The following is a 12037-nucleotide window of genomic DNA, read 5'->3' as shown; positions in this document are numbered from 1 at the left end:
GCAGTGCCATCGGCGGACCACCAATACCCGAACTGGTGCCAAAGAACCCAGAAAAGAACCCCGCAATACACATCTTAGTTGGGGTTGGTTCGAGTCTAAAGGGCAGTAGGCTAACAATCACGGCAAATACCACCAATAAGCCCAACCATAGTGATAATACGCTCGTTGAAACCATCACCAACAAAGCTCCGCCTGCTAGTGAGCCTGGAATGCGGCCCAGCAATGCGATTTTTAATCCGCCAATAGAGATATTTGCTCGATGTTTAAAAGCGTTGAATAACGAGATAAACAGACCGATTAAACAGATAGGCGCGGGTACATAATCTGGAGAGACCAAAAACAGCAGTGGGGCTGCAACAATGGCCAAACCAAAGCCGATTGCGGTTTGCACAAACGAGCCGACAAAAATGAGTGCCATTGCAATAAGGATAGTCTGATCTATGTATTCCATAAGCCTGCGGATTAGTTTTAAAGGAGCGGGTGGATACTATAAATGAAAACCACAAGAATAGTCTTATTATTCAGTGAGGTTTATGCCAGTTTCGCTAGTTATAATTTCTATTATAACGACCAACAAAAAAGCGAGTGAGTATCTCAGGATGCTTCCTTTCAATACTCACTCGCTTTATTGGAACGACTTGTTGTTTACGCTAGTGGGGGAGTCAGCATAAAACGTTAAGCCATTGCCAATTTCAGTCGCTCAATGGGCTTGTCATTGATTGGTAAATGGATAAGTGCTGCTGCAAATGCCAGCACCACCGTTGACCACCAGATTGGCTCGTAAGAACCGTAGTAATCGTAAATACGACCACCCACCCAAGCGCCTAAGAAGCTACCCACTTGGTGAGTAAAGAACACCAAACCGTACAACGTTGATAGGTAACGGGCACCGAAGATCTGACGGACTAAGCCAGACGTTAGCGGTACTGTACCCAACCAACAGAATCCAATGGCCGCACCGAAGATAGCCGCAGTTGACTCAGTCACAGGCAGAGTCACAAACGCACCGATAACCACAGTACGCACTAAGTACAGTGCAGACATAACGTGGCGTTTGCTGAATTTGTCACCCATTACGCCCCAGAAGTAAGAACCGAAGATGTTGAAGATGCCAACGTAAGCCAGTGCCATCGCAGCGCTACTCGCTGGTAGGTCTTTGTCTGCTAAGTAGCTCGGTAAGTGCGTTGCGATAAACATTACGTGGAAACCGCACACGAAGAAGCCCGCGTGAATCAACCAGTAACCTTTGTGAGCAAACGCTTCAGACAGCGCTTCTTTCAGTGTTTGATTCTCTTCAGCTTGCGCTTGATTGTTTGAGGCTGCTTTAGGCGCTCGCATGAACAGCGCAAAAGAGATCATCAAACAACACAGTGCGCCAAACACTTGCATCGCACTTTGCCAATCAAACTCGTTCAGCATGTATTGTGCGCCCGGAATTACCGCGAACATACCAAATGAACCTGCAGCTGTGGTTAAGCCAAACGCCTTAGCTGCGTGCTCTGCCGGTACAACTTTCGCCACTGCACCAAGCACGATCACATAACTTGTCGCACTTAAGCCAAGGCCAACGAGTGCACCCAATGAAACGTAAAGCATGCTCGATTCGGTAGAAATTGAGGTAAGAAGCAAACCCAAACCGTAAGCACATGCACCCGCGATAATGATGCGTCTTGCTCCCCATTTGTCAGCAGCCATACCAACAAAAGGTTGGAACACGCCGAACAATAGGTTTTGTAGCGCAATCGCAAAGCTGAAAAACTCGCGACCTGTACCGAAATGCTCTGAAATTGGCATCATGAAAATGCCGAATGATTGTCTGATCCCTAGACTGATAATAAGTGTGCCTATCCCTAGCCATACCAGTAAAGGAAAACGGAAAATGCTCATTCTAATACTCTTAAATTAATGGTGGTGATGTGAGTGGTCTTGCGCTGACATGTGTTGGTCAGTCATCTCATGGTGATGTTCGTGCCCAGAATGCTCATGCGCTGACTGCTGGTGGCAGCCACTGCTCACGGCATGCTGAGCCAAGAGGTCAATCAATGGTTGACTGTGATGCACAATAACCAAACTAATGACGAGAAATAGCGTCATTCTGGCCAGTTGGGCAAAAAGAGATTGTGAAAACATACGGTGTTGACATGCGCTCAATGTTGTAAGAAGTCGCGCATCATAGTGATGAGTAGGTTATGTATCAAATGACCATTTGTGATGTAGTCTATGCGTTTTATGCATAGATTATCGCTTGATTGGAATTGGGACAAAACGTGTTCAATAAATAAGAAAACTTGAAGCTCGTTGGTTAATACAAACAACTATCTAATTAAGAATGAAAGCCTAAATTAAGGTTTATAACTAGCTGTTTAATTTAAGTTTTCACAAAGCTGTAAAAACTAATATACAAACTAATCACTAAGCAACATTGCTCGTTCACTCGACTTATCTGTCAAACATCGTAAATTTGGTCATAAATCGTTTCAAGACTACTGAAACACGATGTTAAAAGATTCAGGGAGAGTCATTCACATGGATAAAGATCATAACCTTCGCGAAAACTTACTGGCACTGATCTTAGGTAGCGCACTGGTTTCACTCGGCGTTATCTTTTTCAACCAAGTCGGTTTGCTCACCGGAGGCACGGCTGGTCTAGCGATCTTCATTACCAAAGTAACAGACCTAAGCTTTGGCCAAGTATTCTTCGCACTTAACTTACCTTTCTATATTTTGTCGGTTGCTCGTATGGGCTGGCGCTTCACCATCAATACGTTTATCGCTGTTTCGATTGTTTCGTTCGCCGTGGATCACTTGTATCACGTGATTCAAATTGCCGAAATTCATGCATTGTATGCAGCTTTACTTGGCGGTGGCTTGATTGGTACCGGCATGCTGGTGATTTTCCGACATAAGATGAGCTTAGGCGGCTTCAACATTCTGGCGTTGTTCTTACAAGAACGTTTTGGGATTCGAGCGGGTAAGGTTCAGATGGCATTAGACTGCACGATTGTTGTGCTTTCTCTGTTCATTGTTGATGTGTCATTGGTTCTTCTGTCTGTGCTTAGTGCGATAGTCACAAACTTGATTCTAGCAATGAATCATAAACCGGGGCGCTATCAACCTGTGGTTAAAGCAGAAGCAGCATAGTTCGGTTCGATCAAGCACTCGATTCGCAGATTATGAAAACAACAAAGCCAGCATCAATTGCTGGCTTTGACCTTTGAATGCAGGAATGACTTTAATGCTTGCTGGTACTTGGCCCAGACTTGTTCTAGCTTCAAAGGTGCATTAGTTGCACTGTTCATTTACGCAACACTCGTCTTGTAAGAAACCAATAACCCCTTCTAGGCATTCATATTCTGCGACACAAAAGAGAGTTCTGCCTTCACGTCTTTGGCTGATTAGGCCTGCAGACGCCAAGCTTGATATGTGGTGAGACAAGGTAGAACCGGGAATGCCTAGCTCTTCTTGTAGGCCGCCAACTGCAATGCCTTGGTAGCCAGCTTTAACGACACTCTTATAAATGGTTAGGCGAATAGGGTGGCCCAGCTCTTTCAGTGCTTTTGCTACGACTTCTAAGTTCATATTAACTCCTCAAGATTTAATTTCGATGTTAGTCGAAATGTATGTCGAATTCAAATTTAAAAACGGTGTCTGTTTAAGTCATTGAAAAACTGTGTTTTCGAAAATTATTTCGATTTTTATCGAAATAATGCTTGATCTGGAGCTGTTTATTTCTATAATTCGAGAATATTCGAAATTAAGGGTTGGTTACTTTTCTCATAGAGCCCGACCTTCAATCCAGTTTGGAGTTAATTATGAGCAATGAAATGTTAACAATGCTAAAAGACGCACTTGATATGTTCGCTTTCTTAGCAGTAGAGCTAATTATCCTTTTCTTAGCGATCAGTTACATTGTTGGGATTCTTCAAGAGTTCCTTACACCAGAAAAGATTCAATCTATCCTGAGCTCACGTAATGGTAAGGGCTATGTGGTTGCTGCACTATTGGGTGCAATTACACCTTTCTGTTCATGTTCGACCATTCCTTTCCTAAAAGGATTGCTGCGTGCAAGAGCGGGTTTCGGTCCAATGATGGTGTTCCTATTTGGTAGCCCGCTATTGAACCCAGTGATCATTGGTTTGTTTGTGATTACCTTCGGCTGGCAAGTTGCAGCGTTCTACTTCTTAGTGGCAATGACGGTATCAGTAGTCGCAGGTTACACACTGGAAAAACTAGGTTTTGAGCGTTACGTGAAAGCAGAAGCGTATGAATCAACGGGTTCATCTTCAAGTTGCGGTACTAGCTGTGGCGACTCTGCACCTAAAAAAGCAGAATCTTCTTGTGGTACAAGCGCATGTGGTGAACCTGCACCAGTAATGGCAAAAGAAAGTGCATGCTGTGGTACTAAGAAAGAAGAGCCGAAAGTAGAAGTATCATGCTGCTCTGCTGATGGTACAGCGACAGCAACAGTCGTTGAGAAGAAGGAGCCTAGCCGCTGGATGAGAATCTGGTTCTCGACTTGGAAAGACTTCAAACAAGTTTTCCCTTACTTGATGATGGGTATCGCAATTGGTTCATTCATCTATGGCTTCATTCCAACTGACTTGATTGCTGAATATGCAGGTGAAGGCAAGTGGTACGCGATTCCAATCGCAGCAGTAATTGGTATACCACTGTACATCCGTGCTGAAGCTGTGATTCCACTGAGTGCAGCCCTAGTGCAAAAAGGTATGGCCTTGGGTTCAGTAATGGCATTGATCATTGGTAGTGCGGGCGCAAGTTTGACGGAAGTGATTTTGCTTAAGTCTATCTTCAAAAATCAGATGATTGCGGCTTTCCTATTCGTAATACTAAGTATGGCGATGGGGGCAGGCTTCCTATACAGCTTCATCTTTGGTTAATCTTAGATAACACCATCGATACGAAAATATAGCTAATAAAAAAGAGCTCACCTTGTTGAGCTCTTTTTGTTTTTAAAGGAAAGTAGCAGCGAAATATCACACAGGGTTTGGCAGTGCAGAAGAGGTGCCTGAGTCGCGAAAGCATTGGTTGCCAACACATCGCAGTGGTGACGATTAATTGCATCGCCATAGTTGTTGGTGATACCGGGAAATTGAAAACGATACATTGGAATACCAAAGCGACGCTTTCTCTGCTGCCCGATTCGGTCTTTGCTTGTCCAAAGCAGTCGATTCTTGGCAGTGTAAGTCATGCCGTGCATTTTATTGAAGTATTCTTCGTGGCTACGCATCTGTTCGTACAACTCAATAATACGCTGTCTAGAAAAGTTCAGTGTTGAGCTGCTTTTAAGCTTGGTTCCCCATCCTGTTAATACCTTTTCCATAAAGTCTCGTGTGACGAGGCCAGGGCCTGTGAGCAACCCTACACCTTTGCTTCCGCCAGAAGTATTGGCATTACCAACTAAGGTACCGTGTCGACCTGGCATATAGGTGGTGTAATATTGGGTTGAGCGAGATAGGCGGGGCATTCTTGCTTTGAACGCTAGAGATCGTTCGTCTTCCGCAAATACGCAAACGATCTGTTTTACGTTTTTACCAAGTGACTTGTAATCCTTGAACGCGTTCATTTCACCCGGCACAGGATCGCAAGCAAAAATGTTGACTGGGATATGGCTAAGTTCCGGGTCTTTGAGCATACGGTTTGCCAATTCAAAGCAACTGACACCACCCCGACTCCATCCAACAATGTTCACTTGGCTGATCGGTTTAATCTGGCGCTCGATCGCTATGTTTTGTTGACGAGCGGCAATACCGTGTTTTAGATCTGCGGCTAACTATTTTGAATCTTTGAGCCAATCTTGATATTTGCGGTTGGTTGCAAAAGGCCAAGCGGATTTCTCTGGGCGGGATTTACTGAGCAATCCCTTAGCTCGTTTGAGGTAATCATTCTTGTCTTGTTGGTTACCGCGTATGATGTTCAATACATGGCGCATGTTGCTATCGATACCTTTGCCTTGCAGAGTCCCTCTAATAGCAGAGTATGTATCGTCCTTGCCTTGCTTTAACCATTCGTTTTGGTTAAAGCTGCCAACGCCGTCTACCTGGATATAGTCAATTATGTCTCGCCCAGTAGTATTCTTCGCCAATGTTGATATCAGCTCGCCAGAAACATAGTTCTTATGGTTATTATCTTCTGAGTTGGATCCTGTTCCACAGAAGAATACGGTTAATACGCTCATCCTTTGCCTTTAACACCAATAATTAGAGATTAGAATCAGTATAGATGTGATATGAGAAATTTATAAGATTTAATGAGTTAGAGAAGCGTAGTTCCGAAAGTTGATGTAATTAGCCTGGGAAATATATCACTATTCAATTCTAGCGTACTGTTTATCTATAACTTTAAAGTTATCACTGATACTTATGTTTTTGTATTGTTAATGTAATGGTGTCGGTATTTTATATCGTTAGTTAATAATTGGATTGTTTTTACATTGATATCTAGTATTTGTATAAGGTCGATCAATCCAATAGCATTCATTAATATTCAGAATGTTACGTTTATTTGACGGTGGAAGTGTCAAAATTATGGAGTTAATGAATGAGAGATAAATTAAAAATTTACTGTCTTGGTGCCCCAATCGTTGATACGGAAGACCGATTTGATATTGAACAAGTAAGTGATATTGACCAACTACCAGAGTTGTTAGGTGGTGTAGCTGTTATAAATACAGAAGCCAGTGTACAAGATGATGCATTAAGTCAACTTCATCGTTGCAGAAAGTTTTGGTCTTGGAAGATTTATGTCTTTGAAACTAGCGAATTATCAGCTTGTTTATCTGATGGAGTTTTAAATCAAGAGACTATTGAAGAAGAACTGCTCCAACATAATAGAACGTTGAACAGTGTTTCTGAATCGATGGACGCTTTAGACCCTTTAATTGGGTGGTTAGGGTTAGAGCAACATCGACGACTAGTCCCTCATCGATCCCTGAGTCTGAAATCGATATATTCTTACCCTTTAGTCGACTTATATTATCCAGAACTAAGTTCTACATATCGTTTTGTTTTGTCAGAAACCAAGCGTGATACGTTTGAATATGATGAGTTGATCAATCGAGTTCGTGTATGTTCTGACTGCGCTAGCGCTCATTTGAATTACATCGAAGTGTGCCCTTCATGTAAAGACATTGATATTACTGAGCGTGTCTCATTACATTGTTTCACCTGTGGTCATGTAGCCGAACAAGGACAATTTAAACGTAACCATAAATTGGAATGTCCTAAATGTTTAACTCAACTTCGCCATATCGGTGTAGATTATGACCGCCCGTTAGAAACTCATTCATGTAACGTTTGTTCTCATTCATTTGCTGAAGCTGAGACTTTGGCTCTTTGTTTTAGTTGTGACGCCAAAAATGATGTATCTCAGTTAGTTGTCAGGAAAATTTACTCATTAAAATTAGGTGTGCAGGGGGAGTATATATTCCGTCACGGCGTGAAGCTATCTGCTCCGGAGCTGACACTACGTGGAAAAGTAGACAGCGGGTACTTTTCAAACCTCCTTGATTGGGTAAATCGTATCGCTATCCGTCATCAAGAAGAGCACCTTCTCCTAGGGCTACATCTCCCTGATTTAGCTCAATATGTATCTAAGAATGGAGATGCGAAAATGTTTGCTTTGATCGAACAAATTACTGAGCGCCTTAACGGTTTGTTTAGAGATTCAGATATTTGTTGTCAGTACAAAAGCGATGTTCTTTTCGTATTCATGCCTAAAGCTAAGATGGAACATATCAATGTTCTGCGTGAAAAAATAGAAGCCCTTTGTCTACTTATTGAAGACGACGATTTTACATTGAATGTGTTTGCTTGGAGCCTTCCTGACCCCATGGTTAAAGAGGACGTAGGGGTTTGGCTAGAGAGTAAAGTCGGTGAGATTTATGCTGTCGAATAGCCTAAATCTTCAACAATATTTTTGGGGGATGTTACTGGAAAATACAGAGCTATGGCTCATGTTGTTCCCCATGATGGTTATTGTTGAACTTCCACTTTTTTTACTCGTGTTAACAGGGATATTTCGTTGGTCTTATTCTGAAGGTGATATTGAGATAACAGAATACCCGAGCATATCTTTCGTCATTACTTGTTATGGCGAAGGGGATGCGATTGAAATTACGATAGATACACTAGTTGAGCAACTGTATCCCGGAAAGATTGAAGTGTTAGCGGTAGTTGATGGTGCAGCTCATAATGAAGATACTTACCAAGCTGCGATTCGAGGCGAGCTGAGGCATCAATCTGTAAAAAATCGAAATGTTCGAGTTATACCTAAATGGCAAAGGGGAGGGAGAGTATCAACGTTGAATGCTGGTTTAGATAATGCTACCGGCGACTTTATTATAAATGTTGATGGCGATACTTCTTTTGATAACGATATGGCACTGCAAATGATGAAGCAATTTACAGACAAGAATGTGATTGCTTCGGGTGGCGCGTTGCGTGTAAGAAATTGGCAGGACAACTTACTTACTCGCATGCAGTCTCTAGAATATATGTTGTCTATGCAAGCAGGAAAAACAGGGCTCTCAAATTGGGGAGTGCTGAATAATATTTCTGGAGCCTTTGGCGCATTTAGAAAAAATGTATTAAAACAAGTTGGAGGTTGGGATACGCATACGGCTGAAGACCTAGATTTAACTATGAGGCTTAAGCAATACAAGAAACGCTACCCAAATAATAGGTTGGCTTTTGCACCGAGAGCTGTCGGTCATACTGATGTGCCCGATACACTGAAAGGGTTGGTACAACAAAGGCTAAGATGGGACGGAGATTTATTGTTTCTGTTTTTAAGGAAACACAATGAAGGATTAACTCCCCGTTTACTGGGGTGGGGGAACTTCATTTTCACTCTCGTTTATGGTGTATTGCAAAATGTATTGCTGCCGATTTTAGTTTCAGTGTTCATGTTTTATATATTTTGGGTGTACTCAATTGATTTTGTTGCTGCATTGATGATTCTAATTTATTGCGTGTATTTGTTTACAGTGCTTCTATTTTTTGCTGTTTACATTGGTTTAGTTTCTGAAAGAGAGAAAGAGGATCTAAGAATGGCAAAATGGCTACCCCTATATCCTTTTTACCAGTTTTTTATGCGGTTGATTACTGCGTTTTCTATGATTAATGAATTATTTAGAAGAAGCCACGAAGAATCGAGTATGGCTCCTTGGTGGGTACTCAAAAAAGGCAAAAGGTTTTAGCAATGAAAGTAAAATTTCATCTGGATAAAAAAAACAAACCTCAATCGGATGACGGTGTAAAGGTTGCTTATGGACAAGCAAAAAGAGGGGGCTATCGCTTTCGTTGGTATTTGATCTTGAGCTTGGTAATAAGCCCACTTTTATTTGTGGCTTATTTTTTCTTGAAGACAAATTTTCTCGTGATTGCTCCGGCTATTGTTACATCTTATCCAGTTACTCTGACTGCTAAGGTTGCAGGCATCGTTGGGCCGATTCCTATAGACGACGGAACTCAAGTGGAACGAGCACAGACTGCAATTCAATTGACGAATTTGGAAATTGAAGCTCAAATTGAGTTTATACATGCGGAGCTGTTAGGGTTAAAAGTGAATTTACCAAGCGATATGGAAGCACTGCACTTAAACGGTATTGCAGAAACACGTCGGAACCTCAGTAAAGTACAGCAAATTCAAAAACGTTATGAAGAATATCGTAAAAAAGGACAAGTATCGGATGTGGATTATGCCAGTATTGTTGGGATGGGTAACTCGCTGAACAATCAGTTGAACCAACAAAAGCTTGATTATCAAAGTGCAAAATTAGCTGAAGAGGATCGGGAGTTAGCTGGACCAGTTAGTCAGGCTAGACGTTCATTGATGAAAGACTTAGCCCTTAAGCGTGTAAGAGAGCAGGAGTTATCGATAAAGTCTCCCTACGCGGGTCGCGTCGTAGATATACATGTTGTCGAAGGGCAGCGTGTTTTTGAAGGCGATGAGCTTGTGACGATAGCAAAAAATACAGTTCCTCATATCGTGGCTTATCTAGACCCTAAATATTTAGAAGACGCGGTAAAGGGAGCAAATGCGTTAGTAAAGTTTCCTAACGGTAGCTCTTTTGAAGCTGAAGTGTCTGATTCGGTAGAAGTTGTGAGTAAATTACCAACCCAGTTAGTAAGCCCGTTTGAAGGTCAGCCGGCGTATTTGAAAGTTGTATTGGACTTTATTACAGCCCCACCAAAAGAGTATTGGGTTGAAGGGATGACAGTTGAAGCCCGTTTTTAGTGCGGGTGCTAACTGAACAAAGGAATAAAAATGGAGCGATGATCGCTCCATTTTTATTTCAACAACTATTGGGTTTAATCAGAAATCTCTTAAATCAAGCTCATTGTTGATCAACACCACACACTGAGAAGCGAACAGCATGTTCGGACCTAAACTGATTTTCTCTGTTCCTAAACGCTTTAAGCTGTTGTAGCTTTTCTTCGGCATAGGGATATGGTCAGTTAGAAGGAAACATGGGTTTTCTGCAATCTCTGCGTCACGGATAAAGTCGCCTTTCTTATCCATCATGTACAGTTGGTGGTCTTCAGCTAGCTCTTTAACCAGCTTTTCAAAACTCATAGTACGAACAGTGATGCCCGGCTCAACCTGACGCGCCTGTTCTTTTGTCATACCTTGAGAAGCGTCAACCGCTCTTACTACCGCTGATAACAATGCAGACTCATGGAAGCCGCCAATGTTGGTGATCTCGTTTGAATCAAATGTAATCGTACGTGAAAAGTCTTTAGTACTTTCTAATACAAGGTGCACGGTGACATTCTCACGGTGAGATTGAGCAACGAAGATCGTGTTCATCAGGGTATGAGCCAGAATCTCAGTATGGGCATCTTGCCCAACACCTTCTAAGATAAGTTTGCTCTCTGTAGGGGCTGCGCGAGCGCGTAATACAAATGAACGCATGGAATGTACCTTGTCAGTATGTGATAAAGCGAAACGGACTTTATCAACATGAATTTATGAATAACCAAAATTGTGGCGGTATGTAACTCTTTTCTATTAATGAAGTCAAATAGAGTTGCTTATAGCGCCAACCAGAAGAACTCTGCGTATTAAATAGAGAATGACCACATTACAAGACGGTAAGGGTTGAAGCGAACCAATGTTTACATAGATAGTATGCGCAAAATTATAAAGTGACTTACATAAGGAAGTTGTCGGTGAAGTTACAGAAGATTAATAAAGAAGAATATAGAAAGAAGATGAACCTGTTGTTGGTGTCATTAGTTGGGTCACTTGCATTGTTTGCCATTGTATTCGGCACCATTCTGATCGAATTGTTTGGCTCGGCGACTTCAATTACTGGTGAATCGACAGGGAACTTTCATTTGAACGTACTTGGGGTGATCTTATCTGTCGCTTTGAATGCGTTTATCGCAAGCCGAGTGAAAGGGCATGAGTATTTCAAAGAAGCGCTTTATGTTTGGAACCTGAAACAAATCCACAATCAAATCTATCGTAAGCTCAAGCGCATTCAGCCAAAAGCGGAACAAGGTGACCGAGACGCGCTGACCATTCTTTACTTCTATTACACTACGCAAAAACAGGTATACGACCTAGACAATAATACGTTAACGATAAAAACGGTTCAGCAGTCGCTAGATAACATCGTAGAACTGAGTGATAAATGGAGCATTGAACTAGATATAGAGGTATTTTCGAAAGATCTAGTCGCGAAATATTAAGTGATATGCCTGTAATTGTATGAGCTTTGACCTGTGAAAGAAGCTTTTGACGTAAAAGTAGACGCTTAAGCAAATTTTTTGAATTTTTATCAAAAAAGGGGTTGCCATGTTTTCGATGATCTCTATAATGCCGCCTCACTGACACGGCAGACGCCACAAGGCTTCAGCGGTAATCAGTAAGACGGAAAGTTCGAAATAAATTAATTTTAAAAAGTGTTTGACACTTAAGATTAAATCGCTAGAATTCACGTCCGCTTTCAAGGGTTTCTTTGTAAAAAGAAAGTTTCGATAAGCAAAGCTCTTTAACAATTTAAACCTAT

Annotated in this window: 11 protein-coding genes and 2 pseudogenes; 7 read left to right on the top strand and 6 right to left on the bottom strand. The window is 41.9% G+C overall.

The genetic code is table 11. The features are described from left to right. A partial coding sequence (locus A142_RS08495; protein WP_198928596.1) for a sulfite exporter TauE/SafE family protein occupies positions 1-451 on the bottom strand: 451 nt, incomplete at its 3' end. A gap of 224 nt (positions 452-675) precedes the next feature. Next, entirely contained in the window at positions 676-1887 is a 1212-nt protein-coding gene (locus tag A142_RS08490; RefSeq protein WP_019825395.1) for an MFS transporter, read from the bottom strand. Positions 1888-1916: 29 nt separating this feature from the next. Between A142_RS08490 and A142_RS25630 the strand changes: the two genes are divergently transcribed. Both A142_RS25630 and A142_RS08485 read left to right on the top strand, forming a co-directional pair. Beyond that, positions 1917-2066: a hypothetical protein gene (locus tag A142_RS25630; protein ID WP_019825393.1), complete on the top strand. Its 150-nt coding sequence runs from the start codon at positions 1917-1919 to the stop codon at positions 2064-2066. Positions 2067-2526: 460 nt separating this feature from the next. Beyond that, positions 2527-3141, top strand: a complete 615-nt coding sequence (locus tag A142_RS08485; RefSeq protein WP_029405660.1) for a YitT family protein — start codon at positions 2527-2529, stop codon at positions 3139-3141. A 59-nt stretch (positions 3142-3200) separates the two neighbouring features. Here A142_RS08485 and A142_RS24715 read toward each other — a convergent pair. Together A142_RS24715 and A142_RS08480 are read right to left on the bottom strand one after the other, a co-directional pair. Beyond that, positions 3201-3299, bottom strand: a pseudogene (locus A142_RS24715) (RNA polymerase sigma factor SigZ); the annotation flags it as partial. Then, positions 3283-3579: an ArsR/SmtB family transcription factor gene (locus tag A142_RS08480; RefSeq protein ID WP_019825389.1), complete on the bottom strand. Its 297-nt coding sequence runs from the start codon at positions 3577-3579 to the stop codon at positions 3283-3285. The pseudogene A142_RS24715 and the gene A142_RS08480, both read right to left, overlap by 17 nt. A gap of 233 nt (positions 3580-3812) precedes the next feature. Here A142_RS08480 and A142_RS08475 point away from each other — a divergent pair, with 233 nt between their 5' ends. Next, positions 3813-4898, top strand: a complete 1086-nt coding sequence (locus A142_RS08475; RefSeq protein ID WP_029405659.1) for a permease — start codon at positions 3813-3815, stop codon at positions 4896-4898. 96 nt (positions 4899-4994) lie between these two features. Here A142_RS08475 and A142_RS25690 read toward each other — a convergent pair. Further along, positions 4995-6196 (bottom strand): annotated as a pseudogene (locus A142_RS25690) (hypothetical protein). A gap of 362 nt (positions 6197-6558) precedes the next feature. On the opposite strand from A142_RS25690, the gene A142_RS08465 reads away from it, so the two are divergent. The 3 genes from A142_RS08465 to A142_RS08455 are packed head-to-tail and all read left to right on the top strand — an operon-like array spanning position 6559 to position 10257. Then, entirely contained in the window at positions 6559-7914 is a 1356-nt protein-coding gene (locus A142_RS08465; RefSeq protein WP_019825381.1) for a diguanylate cyclase, read from the top strand. Then, positions 7901-9217: a glycosyltransferase family 2 protein gene (locus A142_RS08460; RefSeq protein WP_029405658.1), complete on the top strand. Its 1317-nt coding sequence runs from the start codon at positions 7901-7903 to the stop codon at positions 9215-9217. Before A142_RS08465 ends, A142_RS08460 begins: the two co-directional genes overlap by 14 nt. Further along, complete coding sequence (locus A142_RS08455; RefSeq protein ID WP_019825377.1) at positions 9184-10257, top strand: HlyD family secretion protein; 1074 nt, start codon at positions 9184-9186, stop codon at positions 10255-10257. The genes A142_RS08460 and A142_RS08455 overlap by 34 nt, the downstream gene beginning before the upstream one ends. Positions 10258-10335: 78 nt before the next feature. On the opposite strand, the gene trmY is transcribed toward A142_RS08455, so the two are convergent. Beyond that, positions 10336-10935 carry a tRNA (pseudouridine(54)-N(1))-methyltransferase TrmY gene (gene trmY / locus A142_RS08450; protein ID WP_019825375.1) on the bottom strand — a complete coding sequence of 200 codons (600 nt, stop codon included), beginning with the start codon at positions 10933-10935 and terminating at the stop codon, positions 10336-10338. Positions 10936-11192: 257 nt separating this feature from the next. On the opposite strand from trmY, the gene A142_RS08445 reads away from it, so the two are divergent. After that, positions 11193-11717, top strand: a complete 525-nt coding sequence (locus A142_RS08445; protein WP_019825373.1) for a DUF3087 family protein — start codon at positions 11193-11195, stop codon at positions 11715-11717. The last annotated feature ends 320 nt before the right edge of the window (positions 11718-12037 follow it).

Source organism: Vibrio splendidus 12E03 (assembly GCF_000272105.2).
Classification (GTDB): domain Bacteria; phylum Pseudomonadota; class Gammaproteobacteria; order Enterobacterales; family Vibrionaceae; genus Vibrio; species Vibrio splendidus_I.
Note: the sequence above shows the minus strand (reverse complement) of the source record. Positions and strands in the feature narration are given on the sequence as shown.

Coding starts and splice junctions, on each gene's coding strand:
- A142_RS08490 (WP_019825395.1), bottom strand. CDS start 1,887: ATGAGCATTTTCCGTTTTCCTTTACTGGTATGGCTAGGGATAGGCACA.
- A142_RS08485 (WP_029405660.1), top strand. CDS start 2,527: ATGGATAAAGATCATAACCTTCGCGAAAACTTACTGGCACTGATCTTA.
- A142_RS08480 (WP_019825389.1), bottom strand. CDS start 3,579: ATGAACTTAGAAGTCGTAGCAAAAGCACTGAAAGAGCTGGGCCACCCT.
- A142_RS08475 (WP_029405659.1), top strand. CDS start 3,813: ATGAGCAATGAAATGTTAACAATGCTAAAAGACGCACTTGATATGTTC.
- A142_RS08465 (WP_019825381.1), top strand. CDS start 6,559: ATGAGAGATAAATTAAAAATTTACTGTCTTGGTGCCCCAATCGTTGAT.
- A142_RS08460 (WP_029405658.1), top strand. CDS start 7,901: ATGCTGTCGAATAGCCTAAATCTTCAACAATATTTTTGGGGGATGTTA.
- trmY (WP_019825375.1), bottom strand. CDS start 10,935: ATGCGTTCATTTGTATTACGCGCTCGCGCAGCCCCTACAGAGAGCAAA.